The following is a 24,244-nucleotide window of genomic DNA, read 5'->3' as shown; positions in this document are numbered from 1 at the left end:
AGTTTCCAGCCGTTGTTGCGCCACAGACTATGTTCCAATTGCTCCGCCGAATAGCTTTGGAACGGCTTCCTGCGTGGAGGGGCGTGTCCTACGGTTTTAGTGTTTGGGTTTGACCAGATGCATTCCTCTGCCGTGAGGTCGGGCTTGAGGCATTCCGTGCACACATATCGGTTACTTGCCATCGTTCCTACTTTGAAGGTGTGGGGGTCGAGGTTGGCTCTGGCGTGGAAGTGTCTTGGGGCGCTAGGCGGACTCCGTCCAGAAGTGTCTTGAGTGCTCGCCAGCCGGAATCGCCGGGATCTGGTTCTGTGTCCATTATGACGACGATCCGGAGCTGCCCTTTGGGGCCATCAACCAGCTTCGAATAGAACGTGTATGAAGGAATCGCCGGGTCATCCGGGTTGACCGGGAGCGAGGTCCAGCCCTCATACTCAGCGTCCGGTGTACCCCAGGCGTACTGCTGCTGGGGTGGCTCGAGGCTGACAGTTACCCCTTTTTTGGAGTTTGGCAGTTCGAGCCGAGCGGTGGCCAATGCCCCTCGAGTTCCCAAAGGTGGAGCGGTATATTCCTTGGCGGGCTGGAGGGCTTCGCTGAAGGGAACAACAAATCTCTCCAGGGTGAGTCCCGCAGCTGCCAGCTGTTTGGGATTGGACCGGAAGTACACGTTGTCGAGGGAAGAATCATCACCGAACTTCAATTCTCCTAACAACGCAGCGATTCTCATGTCTATCTCCGTTTGATCCGCAACTTTGCAGCCTCGCTGCACCACGTACACACTTGCCCGTGTTGTTCCGTAGCGGCCCACGTTGTCAGGCTTTCCGTTCTTAACGGCATACGCGACGTATCTGTCAACGGAGCTCACATCGCCGTTCGCAACGGTTTCCTCGGCGGAGTAATGCCAGTAATGATTTCCTTCGTACAGGGCTCGACGCTGCTTGTTGTCATCTGTCTTGCGGCTCAAGGTGACGGTTTTGATCGTGTTGTCGTCCTTGTCCAAGAGTGGGATGCCTGGCTGCTCTGCTGGAGGTGGCGGAGTCGGTAATTGCGAACTGACCAATACGTATGAAGTAACGCATGCGTACTTTCCGTCCCGAAGGGCAACTCTCACAGTCGCCGCCGGATCGTCCAGTGAACTGACGAAGGGTGTGCCTAGCTTGAGGCTCTTCCAGGCTGCGTCCGAGGACGCGGATTGCGTAACCACGGTCCAGCCACTTGTGGAGGGGAGGCAGACTCTGCGGGACACTGTGCCAAAATCCACAGGGCTGGGGCATGACACGCTCGTTCCGAGGGCTGTGGTGGTATTTTCGCTTTGAATCTTGGTTGTGAGCGCTCCACCAATCAGGCCAGCCGCCGCCAGTCCGAGGACCGCAAACGTTGCGATGCGCATCGGTCCACGCTTGCGCCGGTAGAAAATGAGGGCGCCCACTGCACACACGGCGACAGTTATGGAGGCAACAAATCCCCATTGCCAGAGCTGCCATTGGTCAAGGGCCCAAGGGAGGTCGGTATTCGAATAGAACCACTCCTCTACTACCTGGATCGTGAGGCGGGGGCCGATCAGTACAAGCGCGATAAAGACACCGCCACCTAATCCTGCGCTTGCGGCAAAGCGTGGGCTTGGGACCCTTCCACCTCCTCTTTTATAGATCATCAAGCACACGGGGAGCACCATGGCCGCAATGATTGTTTGCGGGATCGACCACCAGCTACTAAACCAGTCTGTTTGATCGCTGTGCCCAATTCCCCAAATGATCCAAATGATTGAAAACACCGTCGCAGGTATAAGTAGTGCCGGGAGGAAGGTCCACGCACTTATGCCACGCATCGCGAGTTTCCAGGCCGCCCAGCGGTCATAGCGCCAGAGAGCAGACTTTGCACGCTTCCTGGGCTGGGGGTTTTCCGGGATGTGCCATGCGGAAAGATCCTGCGCCGCCTCGCTCTGTACGACGATACTTTCCGGGAGATCCTTCGGATTCGCGCGGTCTTGAAGCCGTTTCCCTTGCCGGGACCTGATGCGTTCCAAAGCGCTGTGAAAGGACGCGGAATCTATGGCCTGCTGACGTTTTGCCCGATCATCCAGGAGGAGGCCCCTGAGAACCAGGGAGAGGTCCGGATCTAGCGAATTAAGGACCAGGGTGTCAGGCCGGATCTGGTAACCGTTGTCTACCAACCAGTCTTTTGGGTGGTTATCGAAGTAGCCGGCCCGCAAATGTCCCTTTAGCCAGACCGTCTGGCCGTCCGTGAGCAGAATGTGGCAGGTCGCTGCGATACTGAAGAGGTCGTCTATGAGGCCTTCATGCCGGCGGTCAACGAGAACCTGCCGGGATGTTGTAGCTCCCATTCCGGTGCTGGTCCCCGCCGTGATTGGTCCATTTGCGAGATAGGCGTGGTCGAAATCGCCGAGTATGACATGATCCGGGACATCCGTCGAAATGTGCTTTAGGGGTAGCAGAATGTTGCCCGGGTGGACATCCCTCGCGTGAACTCCGTGGCGGCTAAGCTCGGTGACGGCATCATAGGAGCACAGGAGAACTACGTCAATGAAGTCCTGAAGTGTGCGTCCGCTCAATGTGTGCGCGAAGGACATGCTGTCTGGACCCGCCTGCTCAAAGACCGCCTTCCATGTCTCGTCGTCCCTGGTATCCCATCCGTAGCACCTGAGCAGCCAGCGACCGTGGCCCCGGGCTTGCACCGGCGTGATGATGTCGTATGCACCCTTCTCGCGTGCCCGCCTTACTCCGTTGGCGTGCCGTTCATCCTCGGCTTCTTTTCCGCGCCTTCCCGTGGGGTTAAGGCCGAACTCTTTGACCACAACCGACTGGGGTGCCCCTGGGGGTCTGTTTTGGGGCGGATACCACGAAGCGAGGTAGGGCGGGCGCGAATGACTTTTGTTCACCCTGTTCTCGGGTGTGGCGCTGTATCTCACTTCGTACTTGCCTACGATCGCCTGAGCCAAGGGCGACTGGTTGGGGAGCTGATCCGTTGCCGGCAGGTTCATCGGGCTTATCCTTTCGTGAGTCGGACAGACGCCACGACGCAGGTCGCGTTGTCCTTGAGTGAGTGGGATGCTGCCCGGCGGAGAATCTCGTAGCCGATGGAGGCGGGGCGTTCATCGCTGTGAACGATTTCGATGAGATCGCGGTCCACGAGATTCGTGTGCACGCCATCGCTCATGAGGATTACTATGTCTCCGTCCTCCGCCTGAAAGTGCACGAGTTCCGGGGCAAAGGAATGCATCGGAGCAATGTATCTGTTGAGCTGGTAAGGGTTGGGAAGGCCTTTGCTGCCGGAAGGAGCAGCTGCGGATACGTTGTGCAAGGGGTTTACGTACATCAGGCGTTCGCCACGGATGAGGACACTCATGCTGTCTCCTGCATTGGTGAGCCAAAGTTCACCGTCGGGGGCCAGCACCGCAGCCGACACAGTACTGCCGTCCTCATGGCCGTGTCGGAGCAGCTGGTGCCCTAATGCGTCCGGGGCGCGACGAAGCGCATCCTCCAGTTCTCCTGCTCGAACACTGGCCGGAAGTTGGCCGTAGTACTCTGCGACCTCGGCGGCGACCATACCCGGTCCCGCACCGCCACCCATTCCGTCCGCAACCACCGCAGAGTACGGGCCGAATGCGAAAGCATCGTTCTGCTCCGCACGCGGTCCCGTGAGCTGCGTACCTTCCGCGACGAACTCGAAGGCCCCATCAGCCATCGTGTACTCCTCCATGGGACAGACGGCCGTGTTTCAGGGCGTTCCCGTTCATCGTTGCCGTCTCCTAAGCCGGTCTTCCACCATTGGGAAGCATTCGGCTATCGCCATCATGATCTCCGGTGTAACTACGCTGTGTCCGATGAGCGTCTTGGTAGCGCGGTCGTACCACTGCGTGGGGACGATACCTAGGTCAGGCATGGGGAATACCTCATGGACGGTGTAGTTCCCTAGGCCCATGGCCTTGGTGAGCTCGTGCGAGAACGCGGGAGGCTTCCAGTATTGGGTGGATTGAGCCATGGGTCCCCGGAGTTCAGACATCACAGCTTGGAGCCATTTACCTCGTGCTCTGGCCTCTAGCCGTAGGTGCGGGTAGGCCTCAAAGAGGCGGGGCCGTTGGCACAAGATGGTGATGGCTGCGATGGCCTGTGCCCACTCGCCCCATTCTTTTGGATTGGGGCCGAACAGTTTGACCTTGATGTTCGCCACTGCCTCTTGGCGCCTCTGCCACAGTGGGAGTGGATCGGTGGTGGGGGCCAAAGCGTGCACGCTCGGCGTATCCCCAGTGGACGTGATGTATGCGTCCATGACGTCTTCCCACTGGTTTGGAGAGCTTTCCAGCTGAAGCCTTACCTGCTGGTTAGCCTGGATTCGTACTGGGGGAGTAAGGGGCTTAACCGCTGCACCGCCGATAACGAGCCTCCATCCGGGCTGCGAAGCCTGGCATGAGACGAAAAGCTCCCACGGGGATCCCTCTCCGGGTTGGGTTGCCTCGAATACCATGGCTTTGTTCGGCATCAAGTCTCCGAAGCCCGAAGCCGCAGGCACTTCCACCCGAATTGAAACGTCGCTTTGGTCCGGGGCAACACCGTGCTTTGTTGCCCGTCCTATGATAAGTTCCCTGACTCTTCCACCCAGCTGCAGGACGCCGTTCGTCATCTCGGTTGGGAGCGTCTGATAGTCCGACGCCAGTGAAAGGTTGCCGTTACGGGACCAGGGTGGGTCATGTTTCGACAGTAAAACTACATCGACCTGAAAAACCATTGTTATACCTCCCCATTGGTCACATCTGGGCAACGTGGTTGTGTCGGCGGCATTTGTTGAAGGGACCGTAGCACGCTTCCTGCTACGGTTATGGCTTTTTCGTTAATTGAAGGGTCGGCGCCATGAATGTGCACGGTGACGACAAATCGCGAGTCCAAAATTGCGCTTACCCACCCTTCGATCGACTGCCCTGAAACACCGCTCTCCGCAGTGCCTGTCTTTGCTGCGATGTCCGTGCCGGCGGCGAGTGAGGCTTTCAGTGCGGAGGCCGTACCGCTGCTTGCCGCATCCCGCATTCCGTCCATAACCTCACCTGCCACCCACGCAGGGAGCGGCTGGTGGCCCGCCTTTGCCTCCGTGAGAGGCCGCCAGCCACTGGTATCGCAGTAACCAGTGATAATTCGGGGTGGAGGAATTGTTTGGCTTCCCGACGCTGTTGAAGCGGATTTGGCGATACTCATGGTCATGGCCGCGATGTTCAGTACGTTGCCCGTTACGCTTTCCTGTCCTATGCCAGTGCGAATTAATTGATCTTTGCTGATCGATTCGCCAAGCCCGGTCGAAAGCGGTGCAGTATTGCCGCCGTCGTAGTTCAGTTCGTTATCAGCGCCAAAGTAGTTGGCCGCGATCTCCGCAAGCCGTTGCTGACCTAGTTCACCTGCGAGGTGCCCCGCGGTGGTGTTGCAGGACCGGGACAACATGGTTCTGATAGTGGAGTCCGGGCAGGCCGCGCCACCGTGGTTTTTCAGTATCCCGTTGCTCATCGGTAGCTCGCTTAGGGAAACCCCTGAGGGATCAACGTGTTCAATGAGAGCAGCGGCGGCAGTCACGATTTTGAAAACTGACCCCACGGCGTAGGCCTGCCGACGGGATGGCGACTCGGCAGTTGCCGCTGATTCGCCGCTGTTAGGCTCCGGTTGGTTGCTGGCGAACAAGGCGAGGACTGACCCGTCGTGGGAGTCGACGATCGCAACCTCGCCGGTGGAGCTCCCCAATGCAGTTTGGGCAGTCCTCTGCAATCCCGAGTCCAGGGATGTGACCACATCTGCCGGTCGGCATTGCGCGGGCCTCAGCAGCTCGGAGAGAAATTCCCACCACAGCTTCCGGGCACCGCAGACCAGGTCATAACCTGCCGTGCTTTCCAGGCCATAAGCGTAGCCATTCTTAAAGTGCGCGCCAACCTCCGAATAAGTGGCTCCCGCCGGATACACCCTGAGCCCGTCTTTGTTATCGGTCGCTATGATCTTGCCGTCGGCCGTAAGAATGTTGCCACGTGCGAGAACCATGAGATCCCGAGGGGTCAACGTGACAGGCATCAAGGATGTCGAAACGGACAGCACGATGAAGAGGAAGGCTGACCAGCGCGCTGGAAGCACAATGTTCATTTGGCGTCGCCGTTGACCCTGTAGGAGGTCCGGGCTTGCTGCGGAGACTATTACACCTGCCACGATCATCGTCGGTATGAACGCTGATCCCGTAATGGCAAGCGCCGGGGTGCTGATTCCTGTCAGTGGGATGGCGCCAAGCGTGCCGAAGAGGGCAAGTGTGCACTGAACCAAGAGACCCAAACCCAGCCCCGAGGCCAGCAATTGCTGGACGCCTCGGGTTGTATCCACGCTGGCCAGCAGCCGGCTAAGGGTGACTATCAGTATGGACCCGACGACGGCCAGGACGGCAAGCCCATAATCTGCTGCAACGGCCGCGGGTACGTAATCGCTGCCAACTTCGGGTACCCAGGGGATCAAACCCGACGAGCCTGTTCCCGCGCCGAAGAGTCCTCCGAATTTCATGGCCCGAAGCGCTGCATCCAATTGACCCTCTGGGTGAAGTACATCCTCCATGCGCTGGGCCGCGCGTTCCAGGACTCCGGCCGCGGCCAGTCCGAGAGCTGCGAGGACAACTCCGAAGCCAGCTAGTGCAGCGAGACGGCGCGTTCGTGGGCGTTCGAAACGGTTGGCACTGGAAGCGATGACAATCCACGCCAAGGCTGCCAGCGTGACGCCGGCGGGTCCTTGATCGACCACAAAGAGAAATGCGAGGTAAGGCAGTCCTACGGCAGAAGCCACTGCCAGGTGGCGCCACCACAGAGTCCCGGATTGTCCGGCCCGGCGCGCCTCCAGCAGATCAAGGAGCACCAGGCCCATCCCGATGATGAAGGAGATCCTGGTGAATTCGCCTATTTGCAGGCTAACGCCCAGTCCTGGCACGTTGACTTGACCGTTGTCGATGTTTCCCAAGCCCGCGGGGGCCAGACGAGCCAGCAGGCTAGCCACAACGAGGCCTATGCCCAGTCTGTATAGCCTCGAAAGGGGCCAAAACCGGTTGGAAAGACGCTTGCCCATTGCTGCCGTGGCCATGAAAGCTGCCGCGCCTGCGACCAGGAGCATCATGACTTTGACCGGATCAACCCCGAGCCGGACCTGTATCGCAGAACCAAGGGCGGCAATGGACCAGAGGATTCCGATCTGGGTGCGGGCCGATCCAGCTGCAAGGCAGCTTAGAGTCGACGACAGGCTGACCCCAATGACCGCCAACAGCCAAAGGGGGTGTGAACCTGCCACTGTCGCCGCCGAAATCGCCAAACAAAGGAGTCCCCAGAAAATCGAAGGACCAACGCGAACCCGATTCGACACCGTACTCAGTGCCCGCACCTTGGCACGCAGATCCGGGTACCCTCGAATTGTACTTTCAAGCCGGGTCATGAACGGTCCTGGTCAAGAACGTCGAGTACGCGCACCTGGATGGCGAGGTCGCCGGTTAGCGCGAGCGAATCGCCGACAGCAACGAAGGTTGGCTTTCCCTTGTCCAATCGCTGCCAGTTGCCGTTGACCCCGTGCCAGGTGCCCCATGTCGACTTGTCTGCCACGTAAATGCCCTTCTCAGCGAAGGTCATATCCATGTGGATACGGGATACGCGTGAGGACTCAGCAGGCACTTTCAGTTCGCACTCCGGGCCGCGTCCAACTTTGATTCCAACGGGAGCTGTCCGGGCCGGAACGTCAACGCTGCTGATGACAGCGTCGTCAACACTTAGATGCACCGAGTATCGAGGTGCCACCCCTTCCGTCGGAGGGATGAAAGCGGCAGGTTCTGTTGAAGGAATAGCTTCTTGGGCCGAAAACTGGCGGACCTCCTTGGGACTGTGCTCTATGAGGCTGGGTCCGCTTTGTGGAGTCGGTGTTATGTTGCCTACGGCGTCATCAATAGCCTCGAAAACCGGGACGGCATCGGGATCCCGCGTGGCGAAGACTGCCATGGGCCCGCGGTGGAGGTGAAATGACAGTTGGGGGCAACCCGTCCACACCCCGCCTGACCGGCGGCCGTATGCGCTGCCTTGCTCGTTCGCTTCCTTAATCACAACGGAAGCAAAGTGGGCTAACTGCTGACGGAGCTGGAAGTACTGCTCGCCTTCGCAGCGGATGTGAACCTGGTCAGCGCAGGTAAGAGGCGCACCTTCATAAAAGCTCTCACCAATCGTGCCCATCAAAGCACTCACGGTTCGGCTCTTGAGATCAGAAGGAGAAGCTGAAAGACCCAGCCACTCCGCCACCCTGGCCGCAAGAGCCAGGCTCATTTTTGTACCTTTGGCGGGACGCCGGTGGCGGCGCCGCAGAAAAAACGTGCCGGCCAGAATAACGATGATCAGCATGATCCAAGGGGTTGGATTCGCAACTTCCATGACCTTTGTCCTTTCCGCGGGGAGGAACTGATATAGATCATGGTGCTCCTGTCTTTAACGACGTCGAAATCGAAATTTCGACGGTCGCCGCATATCAGGTGCCGGTTATCACGGGCCCTACAACAGGCAAAGGTGGAAGGCTACAGCCGTGATTCGGCCGTCGCCGCTGCTCCGCGAGTTCCGAGCACCACACAAGACGGGAACGGAGACGGGACTATCCAAGACGGAACATGGATTGTTGGGAAGGATATCGCCCCGGCACGTATCGAACCACGAAAGAAGTCACGGGCGCCTGCTCCTGGCAAATCACGCGTCCGCCTCGAGCCGCTCTTTAAGCCGCCTGTGGCTCGCAGGGGCACCCCGCGCCGCGAGCTGACGTACGGCGGGCACGAGCGCCTTGCCGAAGCCGTGTCCCTCGAAATCGAGCTCAAATGTCACCCGGGACCTTGCGCCGTCGTCGAGCGGTTCGACGTCGATGCTCGCGTGCGGGCGGATCGGGCCCGCAACCCCGTGTGCGGCGAACCGATGGGGCGGCTCCACCTCCGTGATCTCCTGGGTCATTGTGCGCTCGTTGGGTCCGATCCGGCGGGTGGTGGTGAACCGCGACCCGACCTCACTGCGGTCCGGGCCCTCGAAATGCACCTCCAGGACGTCAGCCTGCCACTCCGGGAAACGCAGCGGGTCGCTCGCATACGCAAAAACCGCATCAGGTGGTCGGTCGATTTCTATGGTGTGCGTGAGTGCTGACATGGCTCCTCCTTCTCCTCCATCGTCTCTCAGCTCACGCGAATTCGACCCGGCGAATAAACGCTGACATCAGCCGCGTTTTTTCGCAGCCATCTCTTCGGGCCCGGGTAGCGCCTTGGTGGTGCGCCACGTGTCCAAGGCAATGACCGCGGCCAGAATGATGAGTGACAAAGAGACGGAAGCGACGACATCCGTCAGCCAGTGGTAGCCGAGGTAAAGCCTGCTGATGGCTTGGGTAACAATTCCTGCGACGGCGGCGCTGAAGCCGGCAATGACCGCACCTATCCTGCGGCGGCGGGAAAACACGAGGAATGCCCCCACAAGAAGGAAGTCGGAGGCGCCGAGTACGTGGCCCGACGGAAAAGAGTAGGTGCTGTCAGCGCCGAGCACCATGAGATCCATGGGCGGTCGTGGTCGCTCGACCAAACGCGTAATGACTTGGGCGAGGAGCACGCCCGTCAGCATTGCCCCGGCAAGCAAGAGAGGCCGCCAGAGCTTTCGCGCCCTGATTATCCAGATCCCGGTCACGGCGGCCACGATGATGGGCATCACTATGGGGCCAAAAATGGTGGCGAGGACAGCCATGACCGTTGTCGCCGTCGGTGAGCGTTGGCTCACGAACCACGAGCTGACCGTGGCATCCACCGTGGCTAGATCTATTTTTTGCTTTACTTCGGCGAGGATGAGGAAGAATGATCCGGCGCCGACCAGCGCGAGGACAACCGCGATGACATAGAGAATCTTCTGACTCCGCGGTGCAACGTATCGTTCCGGGATGGTGAGCTTATCGTGAAGCACTCCGGAGGTATCTCCAGGGTCTCCGGGGGCGTTCGACGGCGGTCTGTCCGGTGAGGGCATAACAAAGGATATCCGTTGCAGCGGGCAATGGATGGTCTCGCTGGGATCCGCTCCCAGCCTTAGAGGTAATCCCCAACGTGATCCCGGGCGATTTCCAACAGCGTTGTGTGGAACGCAACCTCGGCCGGGGCGTAGACCTTGTCCTGGCGTTGGGCGAGGAGTACCCGGCGCAGCGGGGCAGCAGCGCCGAGGCTCAGCACCCGGACATCCGGGTGCTGGAGTGCTACGGCGGTTTTGGGCACCATGGCTACGCCCATTCCCACGCTGACCATGGCCTGCGCTTCCTGGTAGTCGTTGGCCAGGAATCCGATGGTCGGCTCGAAGCCGGCTTCGTTGGCCGAGCGCCGGAGCACTTCCACCACAGGATGGGCATCCGCACGAACGATCCAGGACTCCTTTTTCAGATCCTCCATCTTTACTTCGTCGAGGTCGGCGAGGTGGTGTCCTTTGGCCACGAGGATGACCGTGCTTTCCTGGAAGACTTCGGTTGTCCGGATGGCGTCGTCATGGAAGCGATTCCATGGGTAGTCCCAGAGCAAACAAAGGCCGGTCTCCCCGGATTCGAGGTCTGACACCAGTTCCTCAAAGCGCGCGCTTCGGACTGAAAGGCTGATGGCCGGGTATCGCTTCTTGAACGCCCGGATCACCAGCGGCAGGAACGATCCTGCGAGGGTGGGAAACGTGCCCACCGTCAGGGAGCCGCGGCGGAGGGCCGGCGATCTGGTCGAGGTCGTTACGGGCCGCGCGCATTTGCCCCACCATCTTGCGGGCATGCCCGGCGAGCACCTGGCCCGCTTCTGTTGGCACCACGCCACGCGAACGGCGGGTGAGAAGCGGTTGGCCTACTTCCTGTTCGAGCTTCCGTAATTGTTGGGAAACCGCGGACGGTGTGTACAGCATCAGATCGGCCGCAGCAGTGATGGATCCCTGCTCCACCACTTCAACCAGCAGAGCCAACCGCCGAATGTCGAATAATTCCTGGCCGTGATCATTAAGCATCAGTTAACTCTCCTCTGATTTTGGTTCATTCTATGCAATGCAGCGTGATTTGCCCCAGCAGTTGCCAAGCAAAAGAGCAAAAACCCAGAGGATAGGCAGCCCTCCAACGCTCCTGTCCCAGTGAATGAAGCATCTCTACATGCCCCATCAAATATCCAACATTGTCTTCATTTGTGATCCGGATCATTCTTCTAATAGGCCCCTGAAACCCAGAGCGGCATGAGGAGATGGACGGATTGCCATGAAGATTGAAGCGGAGTGGATGCGTGGAGGCACCAGCAAGTGCTGGGTCTTCGAAGGTGAACACCTGGACGAAACCAATAAGGACCTGGACTCTTTGCTGCCCCGGCTTTTCGGAAGCCCGGACCACCGCCAGATTGACGGCGTTGGAGGGTCAACCTCCACCACCAGCAAGGCAATGATTCTGCGCCGTCCCGCCGACCCGGCTGTCGACGTCGAGTTCACCTTCGCCCAGGTCGGTATCGAGGAAGCGGCCGTGGACTGGGGGAGTAACTGCGGAAACTGCTCCGCGGTTGTTGGGCTCTACGCGATCGAGAAGGGTTGGGTTACGCCCAGCGGCGACAACACCCGGATCGTCACGCGCAACACCAACACCGGCCAGATCATCATCCAGCGCGTTGCCACCCCAGCGGGCGCTTTGCCGATCGTCCCGGATGCGGAGATGCCCGGCGTCGTATTTCCCGGCTACCGGGTGGGTCTGGGCTTCAAGGATCCCGCCGGCAAGACGACCGGAAAGTTGCTGCCCACGGGCGAACCAACGGACACGATAAGTGCCGGCGGCACGCGCTGGACAGTTTCAATGGTCGACGCCGGAGCTCCCGTCGTGATCGTCAAGGCTGAGGAACTGGGCCTTGACACCGCCCGCTTCGAAAGTTGGCAGGCTGGCGTGAAGCTGCAGCTGGACACCCTGGACCAGATCCGGCGGCAGGCCGCCGTCCGCATGGGCCTGGCCCCAACAGTTAAGGACGCTGCCCGCGCTATCCCCAAGCTTGCAATCGTCGGAGCCCCCGGCACAGGGGACAACGGCGCAAGGGAAACCGGCACAGGGGATGCCGGCGACGTCAACGTCATGATGCTCTCCATGGGCAAGCCCCACCCGGCCCCTGGCCATTACCGGAAGCATCGCCCTGACGCTTGCAGCAAGCACCCCAGGAACTGTCCTCAACAGCATCACGGGCAGCGAACCGCGTTCCATCCTGCGGCTTCGGACTCCTGCGGGCGTGATCGAGACCTGGAGCGAAGAGCGCGACGGGTCCCTGTTGGTCGGGGTGGACCGTACGGCACGCACCATCGCCACCACCACCCTGCATCTTCCGGAACTCCTCGGCAGCGCCGTCGAGCCTTCCTTCGTATCAGCCGCCCATTGACATTGGCTGCCCAGACAGCCCACTCAACGAGGAGTAAAGATCATGACTAAGACCGATTACCAAGCCGCCCCCACATCAGTGGATGATGTCCAGGACGCTGGTTCCAAACGTCCCAACCGCAGCCGCCGTATCCTGCTGATAACAGCAGCCGTGATTGCTGTCCTGGGTCTGGCCGCTCTGATGTTCGGGGGCGCCATTTTCAACCCGGCGGCCACCTCGGGAACGGAGCCGACCTTGACCGCTACGCAGATCATTCCCTTGGTGATCCTCGTGGTCATGTTCGTTGTCGCTACCAAGTGGCCCCTGAACATCGGTGTGATGGGGCTGGTTGCCTCGTTCGGCGTCGGGTATTTCATGCTGGGAATGACCGATAAGGAGATCCTGGCGGACTTCCCGGCAAGCATCGTCCTGACGATCATCGGCGTGACCTACTTCTTCAGCATGGCAAACCGCAATGGAACCATCGACATCATCGTGCAGAACTGCGTCCGCCTCGTCAGGGGCAAGACGATGTTGCTGCCGTGGGTTTTCTTCCTCATTGCAGCCGCGCTGACCTCCCTGGGCACTTTCTCGCCCGCCGCCGTCGCACTTCTGGCCCCTGCCGCCATGGGGTTTGCCTACGAGTCGCGCATCCACCCCGTCCTCATGGGCGCCTTCGTCATCAATGGCGCACACGCCGGTGGGTTCTCGCCACTCTCGGTTGCCGGCGTCCTTGTCCACAACATCGCACACGACAATGGCTTCCCTATTTCCCAGGGCGGACTCTTCGCGGCAAGCTTCGCCATCAACCTGCTTCTCTCGGCACTCTCCCTGGCTTTGTTCGCCGTCTTCGGAAAGCTGAAGGACGGCGCGGGGGTCCCGAACGTGGATCTCGAAACTCCCCGCACCACGCGGCCTCACGGCCAGCAGATCCTGACGCTCGTGCTGATCGGTGTAATGCTCGTCTGCACGTTGGGCTTCCGGATGCCGATTGGCTTTGTTGCTCTTTCCGCCGGACTGCTGCTGGCGCTGATCAACATCAAGGAACACCGGACCTTCATTGGTGGCGTTTCCTGGTCCACCGTCCTCCTGGTGGCCGGGATGATCACCTACGTCTCCCTGCTGCAGCATGTGGGCGTTATCGACACCCTCGCAGAGATGGCTTTGGCTCTCGGCGCACCGCTGCTGATCGCTTTGGTTCTCTGCTACGTCATCGGCGTCGGCTCAGCATTTGCCTCGTCCACAGCGCTGCTGACTGCGTTCATCCCGCTCGCCGGGGCCGCTGCTGGCGTCCAGCACATTGAGTGCATCAGGAACGGTGGCAGCCCTTGCCATCGCAGCAACTGTGGTGGACGTTTCGCCCTTCTCCACCGACGGCGCACTGATCGTGGCCAACGCCCAGGAATCAGACCGTCAGCGCGTCTACAAGCAGCTGATGATCTACGCCGGTGGAGTGGTCCTGGTGGCGCCCGCCTTGGCTTGGGCCCTCCTGGTTCCGACCGGCATCCTCTAAACAGGAAGATCCTTTCTCACATGACCGCCGGCAATTCCAGGTCGGTACGCGGTGGGACCCACCCTGCATACCAACGCAACAGGTAACCCGAAAGACGGGCGCAGGACTGGATAATCCCAACGCACCAGAGGCGGGGCCACCTAACAGGGTGGCTCCGCCTCTGCCATGTCGGCAAAGCGTACGACGGCGTTGCTGCCGCCGGGTTGGGCGGAAGGGTGCGGCTTTGGCGTTTCGCGCTGAGGTTCAGTACACGATTGCATGAATACAGCGACGGCTGTACTTTAACGATATGGAAACCCTCACCCACGCTCCGGTGCTGGCCCGGTTCGGCTACGCGATCTCGGACGCCACCAGGGCGCGCGTGCTTCTGGCCCTGGCTGATGCACCCGCATTCCCCTCGGAGCTTGCAGATTCCCTGGGCGTTTCCCGCCAGAGCATGTCCAACCACCTGACCTGCCTGCGCGGGTGCGGCCTGGTTGTCGGGGTTCCCGACGGGCGAAGGACACGCTATGAACTGGCCGACGCACGCTTGGGTCACGCCATCAAGGACCTGATCGGTGTGGTCTTGGCGGTGGATCCGAACTGCTGTGCTCCTGACGGGACATGCGTGGCATGAGCATCGCCCTGCCGGAAGCATTGGAACGCCGAGCCGTCCTGACGCGTCGGATCAGACTTTTCGCTGCCGCCACCATCACTTACAACGTGGTCGAGGCGGCAGCGGCACTGTGGGCTGGCGGTGCGGCGGATTCGTCGGCCTTGATTGGTTTCGGGCTGGACTCGGTAATCGAAGTGGCTTCCGCGGTGGCATTGTCCTGGCAGTTCTCCGCCAAGGATCCCGAGCGGCGCGAGCACTTAACCCTGCGGATCATCGCGATTTCCTTCTTCGCCCTCGCCGCCTTCGTCACGTTCGATGCCATCAGGTCATTCACCGGTGGGGGAGAGGCACAGCACTCGATGCCAGGGATCGTGATCGCGGCCCTCAGCCTGGCGATCATGCCCGTTTTGTCCTGGGCGCAGCGCCGAGCCGGACGTGAGCTCGGTTCCAAGACGGCAGTAGCTGACTCCAAGCAGACGTTGTTGTGCACGTATCTCTCTGCTGTGCTGCTCATAGGCCTGGTCCTGAACAGCGCGCTGGGTTGGTGGTGGGCCGATGCCGGTGCGGCTCTGGTGATTGCCGCCGTCGCCGTGCGCGAAGGAATCAACGCGTGGCGGGGCGACGTTTGTTGCGCTGTGCCCGCTGCGACCGTCAGCAATGAGTCCTCGGAGGACTCGGGATGCTGCCCGGAATGCCAAACAACAACGGATTCAGCCAGATTGCCGTAGGGCCACATCACTTCAAGATCAGCCCATACCGCTCAAGAGAGCTCGACGGCTTCACCACTCACGACTATCCCGCCTGACACAGGAATGTCGACAGTCAGCACGCTCGCGCGGCCGACGTGGCTGCCTTGGCGGACCACCACACGGCTTGGCGGCTCCGCGAGCGAAAGCAAGCGTAGGTATCCGCCGAAGGCAGCGGCTGCCGAGCCGGTGGCCGGATCTTCAGCTATGGTGCCAACCGGGAAGAGGTTTCGGGAGTCGTACTCGTCCGGTCCAATCTCGCAGAGCGTCGTGACAGTGCCGGCCCAGTTCTGGGCATCCATCAGCGTACGCATGGAATTCGGATCGAAAGCAAACGAGTCAAAGGTCCTTCGATCCGCGAAGACGAGGATTGGATGCCAGTTTCCGGCAAAAGCAACCATCGGAGGGTACGCCGGGTGCAGGTCGGCCTGACCCACACCGAGCAGCCCGAGAAGGGTGGCCAGGACACCGTCAGGGAAATCGGCCACCCTCGGCTCAACGCTTGTGAACGATGCTGCCACCGCGGCGCCCTCACCTTCAGTCTCAATCGCGACAGGTCCCACGGCCGTGTCGAAGACAAAGGTCCCTGTACCATCGCGCCCGGACAGCGCGACGGCCAAAGCAATTGTGGCATGGCCGCAGAACGGCACCTCCGCAATCGGGGAGAAGTACCTGACACGGTTTCGGCGGGAGTCCCCATTAACCCTCGCCTCGGTAACGAAGACCGTTTCCGCGTATCCGATCTCGGCTGCGATGGCCTGCATCCTGGCGTCAGACAGCCGCATTGCGTCCAGGACAACTCCCGCTGGATTTCCCCCGTCGGGAGCATTGGTAAAGGCGGCATACCGCAATACTTCAGAGGTCATCAGTTCCATTTCGGCATCATCGCACAGCACCTGGGCGCATGCTCATAGCGACACTAGGGAGGCTGGTCTATCCGGTAGCGATCGTTCGCGAGACGCGTGCCCAGCGCTCGATCCGTCCGTGGAATGCCAGGACCGTTTTAATGGTCTTCATCGATACGGCTTCGGGGAAACTGGCCCGCCCGCCGACCACGACTCAGCCTTCTATCAGCGAACCGGGCAGGAAGCATCGTTCTTTTCGCCGTGGATTCAGCCAAGACGGTCGTGCAGTAGCCAGCGCGGGCGTACGCTGGCCGCATGGAGTCCGAGGTCAGGACCGTCGCTTTGCGCACCGGCATCAACGTGCCCTGTTTTGTGCAGGGTCACCTTGGTGAAACGAACGACGACGGCGCCGCGCCCTTGGTCTTGTTGCATGCGTGGGGTGAATCCTGGCGGAGTTTTGAGCCGCTGATTGCCTCGCTGCCGTCTTTTACTCTGGTGGCGCCGGACCTGCGCGGCCATGGTGGGGCCGACAAGCCCGAAGACGGGTATTCGCTGACAGCGGTTGTGGAGGATGTAGTCGCAGTGTTTGATGCCCAGGGTATAGCGAGGGCTCACGTCTTGGGTTCATCCAGCGGCGGATACGTGGCGCAACAACTCGCAGCGATGCATCCGGAGCTCGTGGCATCTCTGATTCTGGTGGGATCTCCGTTGAGCCTCAATGGGAAACCACTTTTTGCGAGCGAGATAGAGGCGCTCACTGATCCAATTTCGGAGGACTGGGTTCGGGAATCTTTGTCGTGGTACCGGCTGCTGCACACCGTGCCCGCTGCCTACATCGAGGACAGGGTGCAGGACGGTTTGGCCATGCCGGCTGCCGTTTGGAAGGCTTCCTTGCGCGGCTACTACGAGGCTGTCCCGCCGTCGGAAGCCGGAACCATCTCAGCCCCGACGCTCATACTGTGGGGCGCGCATGACCACATTGTCCCGCGGCACCATCAAGCAACCCTTGCCAGCCGTATCTCGGGAGCTCAGCTGAAGATCTATGAGAAGACAGGTCACTTGGTGTTGTGGGAGTGCCCGGAACGGGTTGCTGAGGATGTGGACACTTTTCTGTCTGGTGTTGCTGGGTAGGGACGGCTGCCCATTCGCTGGGACATGCCGGGGCTGACGGGGCGTCTCTCAAATGACCGCGGCAGTTGCTGCGGAGGTCTTACTGGCCGTGGTGTATCCGATCTTGCTGCCGGTCACGGTGACGGTGATGGTCTTGCCGACATCACCGGTGACCGGCACGTACGTAGCGGCGGTGGCGCCGGTGATCACCAGGCCGTTAGCTTTCCATTGGTAGGCCAGGGTGACGGGGGCTGGTCCCCACACACCGGGTACCGCGGTGAGTGTCGATCCGACTTTGGCCGTTCCCGTAATGGTCGGCACCGGAGCCGGTGCCAACGCTGGGAGGGCAAGGACTGCGGCTGTCGCTACGGAGGTCCTGCTCGCCGTCGTGTATCCGATCTTGCTGCCGGTCACCGTAACCGTCAGAGTTTTGCCCACATCACCGGTCACCGGCACGTATGTGGCCGCCGTGCCGCCAACCACCGAGACACCGTTGGCTTTCCATTGGTAGGCCAGGGTGACTGGTGCTGGTCCCCACACGCCCGGTACCGCGGTGAGTGTCGATCCGACTTTCGCCGTTCCCGTAATGGTCGGCACGGGAGCCGGCGCCAATGACGGGAGGGCAAGGACTGCGGCTGTCGCTACGGAGGTCCTGCTCGCCGTCGTGTATCCGATCTTGCTGCCGGTCACCGTAACCGTCAGAGTCTTGCCCACATCACCGGTCACCGGAACGTACGTTGCCGCCGTGCCGCCAACCACCGAGACACCGTTGGCTTTCCATTGGTAGGTCAGGGTGACGGGGGATGGTCCCCAGATTCCGGGTACCGCGGTGAGGGTTGATCCGACTTTCGCGGTTCCCGTGATGGTTGGCACCGGAGCCGGTGCCAACGCTGGGAGGGCAAGGACTGCGGCCGTTGCTGCGGAGGTTTTACTGGCTGTCGTGTATCCGACCTTGCTGCCGGTCACCGTAACCGTCAGAGTCTTGCCCACATCACCGGTCACCGGAACGTACGTTGCCGCCGTGCCGCCAACCACCGAGACACCGTTGGCTTTCCACTGGTAGGCCAGGGTGACCGGGGCTGGTCCCCACACACCCGGTACCGCGGTGAGGGTTGATCCGACTTTCGCGGTTCCCGTGATGGTTGGCACCGGAGCCGGTGCCAACGCTGGGAGGGCAAGGACTGCGGCCGTTGCTGCGGAGGTTTTACTGGCCGTCGTGTATCCGACCTTGCTGCCCGTCACCGTAACCGTCAGAGTCTTGCCCACATCACCGGTCACCGGAACGTACGTGGCCGCCGTGCCGCCAACCACCGAGACACCGTTCGCTTTCCACTGGTAGGCCAGGGTGACCGGGGCTGGTCCCCACACACCCGGTACCGCGGTGAGGGTTGATCCGACCTTGGCCGTTCCCGTGATGGTCGGCACCGGAGCCGGACTTAGCGATTGGGCTGGGAAGGCGAGGTTGAGCGTTGTCGTGTTGCCGCTGACCATGGCCACGGGCTTTGCCGTAGCTTCGGTTGTCACGTTCCCTGAATACAGGTCGCCCAGTTCCGGGTTCCCGGTGCTGACCTTGACCACATACTGGCCCGTGCTCAGTCCCGGAATTAAGTATTTGCCAGTGGAGTCCGTCCAGGAACTACGTGTGACGAGCGAGCCGTTGGTTGTATAGGCGTACACGGGAACACGGGCCACTGGCTTTCCAGCTTTGTCGAGAACAGTTCCACTGAGTGTGCTGCCGGCGGTCAGGGTCGCGTTGACGTTCAGGACTGGTTGTCCGGCTTGGACTGCCAGCGTGGAGGCCTGTCCTACGCCCGCCGACTCGGGTTTGTTCTGGTAGAACTGGGCTTCCTCGGTGGAGTAACCACTGGAACGGTTGAACGCCACCCTGTAGGACCCGGCGGCAAGCCCAACGACGCTGAAGTTGCCGGCCTGATCGGAATAGCCTTGCTTGACAGCTTTGCCAGTCCCGTCAAGGACCGTGACTGGTGAATAGCCTTGCCTGGACCCGGAGATCTTGCCGGCAATTGAAGCGCCGAGTTGGGCCGTGAAATTGACAGATGCCTTCTCCAGCCCTGCGGTCAGCGCCAAGGATGATGCCGTTTCAAACGAGGCTCCGCCATACCACTGGTCGGTTGCTCCGCTGCTGGAACCCTCAAGTTTTGCCTTGTAGGAGCCTGTGGGCAGACCGATGATCTTATAGCTGCCATCCGCACTGACCCTGGTCGACTCCACCGGCGAGCCGGCGTTGGTTGCCGAGTAGACGTGGACGTAGGCGTTGGCCGGAGTGATTCCGGCAGCTGCCGAGAGCTTGCCGCTGATGCTCGCACCCTTAACCAGGGTGGCGTTGACGCCGGCGAGGTCTTGGCTATTGGTGAGGGTGACGGCGGTGGCCGTGGCGAAGGAAGCAGCGTTGGCGTGCCACTGGTCCAGGGCACCAGTCCCGTTGCTCGCGAACTTCAGTTTGTAGCTGCCTGCAGGAAGCCCGATGAGCTTGTAGCTGCCGTCCGAACCGACCCTTGCGGATTCCACAACGGCATTGGCCGAATCACTCTTGTAAAGATCCACACTCGTGTTTTGAACAGCTATGCCGGCTGGCACGGTGACCTTGCCGCTAATGGTGGCGCCCTTGATGTAGGCGGCGTTGACAGCGGTGAGGTCCTGCCCTGTGGTGACGCTCACGGCCGTGCCCGTGGCGAAGGTAGTTCCGTTCTTGTACCAGAGATCAAGGGCCCCGGTGTCGTATCCAGCGAAGTTCAGTTTGTAGCTACCGGCCGGGAGGCCAATGAGTTTGTAGCTGCCATCTGATCCGATGGTTGCGTATTGCACGTACCAGCTGGGGTCGTCCGCTTTGTAGGCGTATACGTAAGCACGCTCCAGACTGACACCGGCCGGTGCGGTGATTTTCCCGCTGATGGTCGCACCCTTGACGAGGGTGGCGTTGATGCCGCTGAGGTCTTGGCCCGTGGTCAGAGTGACTGCGGTGCCCGTGGCGAAGGAAGCAGCATTTGCGTGCCACTGGTCCAAAGCCCCGGTGTTGTATCCACCGAAATTCACTTTGTAACTGCCTGCGGGAAGCCCGATGAGCTTGTAGCTGCCGTCGGAACCGACGGAAGTGCTCGCGACAGAAGAATAGGCGTTGTCGGATTTGTAGACGGCGACGCTGGCACCGCCCAGGCTGACTCCGGCCGGTGCCGTAATTTTGCCGCTGATCGTCGCGCCCTTAACAAGCGTGGCATTGAGACCGATCAAGTCCTGACTGGTAGTCAGGGTGATGGGCGTAGCGGTGGCGAAGGACGACGCGTTGCTGTGCCATAAGTCCAGCGCTCCGGAGTTGGAGCCGGAGAATTTCAGTTTGTAGCTGCCAGCCGGAAGCCCGATGATCTTGTAGCTCCCATTGGAACTGAGGAAGGAACTCGCGACGGAGTAGGACTCGCTGTCGGACTTGTACGCGTAGGCCCTAATCGTGGAAAGGCTGACCCCCACTGGTGCGGTGATTTTTCCGCTGATCGTCGCGCCCTTGACCAGCGTGGCATTGATGCCGGTAAGGTCCTGCCCTGTGGTGAGGGCGAGGGCGGTGGCAGATTCAAAGGAAGCGGCGTTGCTGTGCCATTGATCCAGCGCCCCTGTCTCGGTTCCGGTGAATTTCACTTTGTAACTGCCCGCTGTGAGCCCGCTAAATCTGTAGCTGCCATCGGGACCAATGTCAGCCCAGCCCACGCTGTAGTCCTTGGAGTCTGTCCTGTACAGCTCGGCCAGGGCGTTGGTTAGATTGACGCCGACGGGCGCGGTGACTTTACCGCTGATGGTGGCGCCCTTGACCAAGGTGGCGTTGATGCCGACGAGGTCCTGTCCCGTGGTCAGGGTGACCACTGTGGCGGTCGCGAAAGATGCTGCATTACTGTGCCATTGCTCCAAGGCACCAGTGTTGTATCCAGTGAAGTTCAATTTGTAGCTGCCAGCCGGGAGGCCAGTGATCTTAAAGGTTCCGTCGGAACCTACGGTTGCGTACGCTACGGACCAGCCGGGGTCATCGGATTTATATGCATCGACCCTGGCATTCGCAAGGTCGACGCCGGCGGGCGCGGTAACTTTTCCGCTGATCGTCGCGCTCTTCACGAGTGTGGCGTTGATGCCGACCAGGTCCTGGCCGGTGGTTACCGTGACTAGGTTGGCCGTTTCGAAGGACGCGGTGTTGCTGTACCACTGGCTCAAGGTCCTAGCGTCGTTACCACCGAAGTTCACCTTGTAGCTGCCGGCCGGAAGTCCTGTGAACTTGTAGCTCCCATCAGAGGCAAGGTAGGTGGATTCCATGTACGAGTACTTGTTGTCCGGACTGTAGATGAAGACGCGCGTATTTCCGAGGCTGACTCCGGCAGGTGGCGTGACCTTGCCGCTGATCGTCGCACCCTTAACCAGAGTGGCGTTGATGCCTGTGAGGTCTTGGCCGGCGGCGAGAGTAGCCACCGTCGCGGTTTCAAAGGATGTGGCGTTGCTGTGCCACTGCTCGAGCGCTCCGGTGCCACCGCCGTCGAACTTCAGTTTGTAGCTACCGGCCGGAAGCCCGGTGACCTTGTAGCTGCCATCGGAAGCAGGGTATGCGGAGCCCATGGCGGGGTAGGAGGAGTCGGATTTGTAAATCACCACCCGGGTGTCCCGGACGTCTATGCCAGCGGGCGCAGTGATCTTTCCGCTGACGGTGGCGCCCTTGACGAGGGTGGGATTGATGCCGGTGAGGTCCTGACCCGTGACGAGAGCGACGACAGTAGCGGTGTCGAACGAGGTGGCTCTTAGGTGCCACTGATCGAGTGTTCCTGTGCCATAGCCTGAGAATTTCAGTTTGTAACTGCCAGCCGCCAGGCCATTGAATTTGTAGGTGCCGTCCGCGTTGGCGTAGGCAGAGGCTACCGGAGAATACGAATCGCTTGTCTTGTACAACTCCGCCCGCGTGTTGGTCAGGTCAACTCCCGCTGGTGCTGCGATCTTGCCGCTGATGGAGGCGCCCTTGACCAGAGTGGCGTTGACCCCCGTGAGGTCCTGGCCTGTGGTGAGAGTAATTGCCGTGGCCGTCTCGAAGGATGCCGCGTTGCTGTGCCACTGGTCCAGGGCGCCAGTGTTGTATCCACTGAACTTCAGCTTGTAGCTTCCGGCAGGGAGCCCAATGATTTTGTAGGTGCCATCAGAACTTACAGAAACCGACTTAACGGGGGAGCTGGAGAAGCTGGCGCTGTAGGCGTACGCGTACGTGTTGTAGCCCAGAGTCACCCCAGTGGGCACTGTAATTTTGCCGCTGATAGTGGCGCCCTTGATGAGGGTTGCGTTGATGCCTGTGAGGTCCTGGCCCGTGGTGAGAGTAATTGCGGTGGCGGAGTCGAAGGATGTCGCGTTGCTGTGCCACTGCTCCAAGGCACCGTTGTTATATCCAGTGAAGTTCAGCTTGTAGGTCCCCGCCGTAAGACCAATTATTTTGTAGTTGCCATCCGAATCAACCCAAGCGGAACTAAAGTTCGAGTCGGCGTCGTCTGCTTTGTAAAGATCCACATAGGTACTGTTCAGGGCAACGCCGGCGGGTGCTGTGATTTTGCCGCTGATAGTGGCGCCCTTGATGAGGGTTGCGTTGATGCCGATGACGTCCTGGCCGGTGGTGGCTGTGATGACGGTGGCAGTGTCGAAGGACGCGGTGTTGCTGTGCCACTGCTCCAGGGCCCCTGTGTTGTATCCCCCGAACTTCACTTTGTAAGTGCCTGCCGCAAGCCCGATGATTTTGTAGCTGCCATCGGAGCCAGGAGAGGCGGAGGCGACATAGGAGTTCGGGTCGGTTGTCTTGTAGACGTAGACGCTCGTATTTTCCAGGGTGACACCGGCGGGTGCAGTGATCTTGCCACTGATGGTGGCGCCCTTGACCAGCGTGGCATTGATGCCGGTGAGATCCTGGCCGGTGGTTAGGGTGACCGCGGTGGCGGTAGCGAAGGACTCGGCGTTGCTGTGCCATTGATCCAGCGCACCTGTGTCGCTTCCGGCAAACTTCAGTTTGTAGTTGCCAGCTTGCAGCCCAATGAACTTATAGGTGCCGTCCGAATTGACGTATGCGGAGCCCACATAGGAGTTCTCCGAGTCTGACTTGTAAAGTTCAACGCTTGCGCCGCTGATGTCTATGCCAGCAGGAGCTGTGACTTTCCCCGCGATTGTGGCGCCCTTGACCAGGGTGGCATTGATGCCAGTGAGGTCTTGTCCGGTGCTGAGGGACACCGCGGTAGCGGTTTCGAAGGACGCGGCGTTGCTATGCCATTGATCCATGGCCCCAGTGTTGTACCCAGTGAACTTTAGTTTGTAGGTGCCAGCAGGAAGGCCGATGATCTTGTAGTTACCGTCAGAACTAACGTTCACAGACTTCGCGTACGAATCGGCCCCGCTGGTTGGGTACGCCTCAACCCTCGCGTTACTTATGTCGACGCCGGCTGGTGCGGTGATCTTGCCGCTGATGGTGGCGCCTTTGACGAGCGTAGCGTTTACCCCAAGGAGGTTCTGACCACTGTTCAGCGTGACTGCGGTAGCAGTGTCGAACGTCGAAGCGTTGCTGTACCACGTGTCCAGGGCGCCTGTGCCGTTGGCCGAGAATTTCAGTTTGTAGCTGTCTGGTTGAAGTCCCGGCACGTTGTAGCTGCCATCGGAAGCGACCCAAACAGAATCGACGTAGAAGTCAGGCGAATTGGTTTCATACACCTCCACTCTCACGTCGCTGAGAATGACTCCCGTGGGAGCGGTGACCTTACCGCTAATGCTGGCAAGTGAAGTTTCGGCAGCGGTTGCTTGGAGGGCGCCTAAGAAAAACATCCCGGCTGCCGCAGCAAGTAAGACGGAAATCCAGACACGCAGATTTGTGGCAAAGTGCAGCACAGGCCCCCCCAATATACACAAGCGGATCCCAGAGGTGAACGAAGTCTCTGAGCCCCAACGCTTGTAAATTTAGGCTTAGTGTAGCGACGAAAACCACGATCTTGCTAAGAAGTCAAATAATGACAAGGGGGCTTGGGCAATCTTTGGC

12 protein-coding genes and 3 pseudogenes are annotated in these 24,244 nt (G+C 60.3%); 5 read left to right on the top strand and 10 right to left on the bottom strand.

Features of this window, described 5'->3' with window-relative positions:
• Window positions 1-187 precede the first annotated feature (187 nt).
• The 8 genes and pseudogenes from LDP01_RS09100 to LDP01_RS09065 all read right to left on the bottom strand — a co-directional run bounded on the left by LDP01_RS09100 (window position 188) and on the right by LDP01_RS09065 (window position 11,026).
• The gene (locus tag LDP01_RS09100; RefSeq protein WP_224088596.1) at window positions 188-2,998 is read right to left on the bottom strand and encodes a hypothetical protein; all 2,811 of its coding nucleotides are present in this window, start codon (window positions 2,996-2,998) and stop codon (window positions 188-190) included.
• A gap of 5 nt (window positions 2,999-3,003) precedes the next feature.
• On the bottom strand, window positions 3,004-3,702 hold the full coding sequence (locus LDP01_RS09095; protein WP_224088595.1) for a SpoIIE family protein phosphatase: 699 nt from the start codon (window positions 3,700-3,702) through the stop codon (window positions 3,004-3,006).
• A 48-nt stretch (window positions 3,703-3,750) separates the two neighbouring features.
• A complete protein-coding gene (locus LDP01_RS09090) occupies window positions 3,751-4,287 on the bottom strand; it encodes a hypothetical protein (RefSeq protein ID WP_224088594.1) in 537 nt (178 codons plus the stop codon).
• 458 nt (window positions 4,288-4,745) lie between these two features.
• Window positions 4,746-7,445: a penicillin-binding transpeptidase domain-containing protein gene (locus LDP01_RS09085; RefSeq protein WP_224088593.1), complete on the bottom strand. Its 2,700-nt coding sequence runs from the start codon at window positions 7,443-7,445 to the stop codon at window positions 4,746-4,748.
• On the bottom strand, window positions 7,442-8,317 hold the full coding sequence (locus tag LDP01_RS09080) for an FHA domain-containing protein (protein WP_224088592.1): 876 nt from the start codon (window positions 8,315-8,317) through the stop codon (window positions 7,442-7,444). Before LDP01_RS09080 ends, LDP01_RS09085 begins: the two co-directional genes overlap by 4 nt.
• Window positions 8,318-8,728: 411 nt before the next feature.
• Window positions 8,729-9,172: an SRPBCC family protein gene (locus tag LDP01_RS09075; protein WP_224088591.1), complete on the bottom strand. Its 444-nt coding sequence runs from the start codon at window positions 9,170-9,172 to the stop codon at window positions 8,729-8,731.
• 66 nt (window positions 9,173-9,238) lie between these two features.
• On the bottom strand, window positions 9,239-9,967 hold the full coding sequence (locus LDP01_RS09070) for a phosphatase PAP2 family protein (RefSeq protein ID WP_224088590.1): 729 nt from the start codon (window positions 9,965-9,967) through the stop codon (window positions 9,239-9,241).
• Window positions 9,968-10,086: 119 nt separating this feature from the next.
• Window positions 10,087-11,026 (bottom strand): annotated as a pseudogene (locus LDP01_RS09065) (LysR substrate-binding domain-containing protein).
• A gap of 241 nt (window positions 11,027-11,267) precedes the next feature.
• Here LDP01_RS09065 and LDP01_RS09060 point away from each other — a divergent pair.
• The 4 genes and pseudogenes from LDP01_RS09060 (at window position 11,268) to LDP01_RS09045 (ending at window position 15,229) form a co-directional block, all read left to right on the top strand.
• Window positions 11,268-12,414 (top strand): annotated as a pseudogene (locus tag LDP01_RS09060) (PrpF domain-containing protein).
• 42 nt (window positions 12,415-12,456) lie between these two features.
• Window positions 12,457-13,906, top strand: a pseudogene (locus tag LDP01_RS09055) (SLC13 family permease).
• Between the two features lie 289 nt (window positions 13,907-14,195).
• Window positions 14,196-14,522 carry an ArsR/SmtB family transcription factor gene (locus tag LDP01_RS09050; RefSeq protein ID WP_224088588.1) on the top strand — a complete coding sequence of 109 codons (327 nt, stop codon included), beginning with the start codon at window positions 14,196-14,198 and terminating at the stop codon, window positions 14,520-14,522.
• Window positions 14,519-15,229: a cation efflux transmembrane domain-containing protein gene (locus LDP01_RS09045; protein WP_224088586.1), complete on the top strand. Its 711-nt coding sequence runs from the start codon at window positions 14,519-14,521 to the stop codon at window positions 15,227-15,229. The genes LDP01_RS09050 and LDP01_RS09045 overlap by 4 nt, the downstream gene beginning before the upstream one ends.
• Window positions 15,230-15,261: 32 nt before the next feature.
• On the opposite strand, the gene LDP01_RS09040 is transcribed toward LDP01_RS09045, so the two are convergent.
• Window positions 15,262-16,122, bottom strand: a complete 861-nt coding sequence (locus LDP01_RS09040) for a PhzF family protein (protein WP_224088584.1) — start codon at window positions 16,120-16,122, stop codon at window positions 15,262-15,264.
• A 285-nt stretch (window positions 16,123-16,407) separates the two neighbouring features.
• Here LDP01_RS09040 and LDP01_RS09035 point away from each other — a divergent pair, with 285 nt between their 5' ends.
• The gene (locus LDP01_RS09035; RefSeq protein WP_224088582.1) at window positions 16,408-17,223 is read left to right on the top strand and encodes an alpha/beta fold hydrolase; all 816 of its coding nucleotides are present in this window, start codon (window positions 16,408-16,410) and stop codon (window positions 17,221-17,223) included.
• 48 nt (window positions 17,224-17,271) lie between these two features.
• Here the strand turns inward: LDP01_RS09035 and LDP01_RS09030 are convergent, their stop codons facing one another.
• Window positions 17,272-24,033 carry a carboxypeptidase regulatory-like domain-containing protein gene (locus LDP01_RS09030; protein WP_224088580.1) on the bottom strand — a complete coding sequence of 2,254 codons (6,762 nt, stop codon included), beginning with the start codon at window positions 24,031-24,033 and terminating at the stop codon, window positions 17,272-17,274.
• Window positions 24,034-24,244 lie beyond the last annotated feature (211 nt).

This window comes from Arthrobacter sp. StoSoilB13, from assembly GCF_019977255.1.
GTDB lineage: Bacteria > Actinomycetota > Actinomycetes > Actinomycetales > Micrococcaceae > Arthrobacter.
The sequence above is the reverse complement of the archived record's forward strand: the minus strand, read 5'-3'. Positions and strand labels throughout refer to the sequence as shown.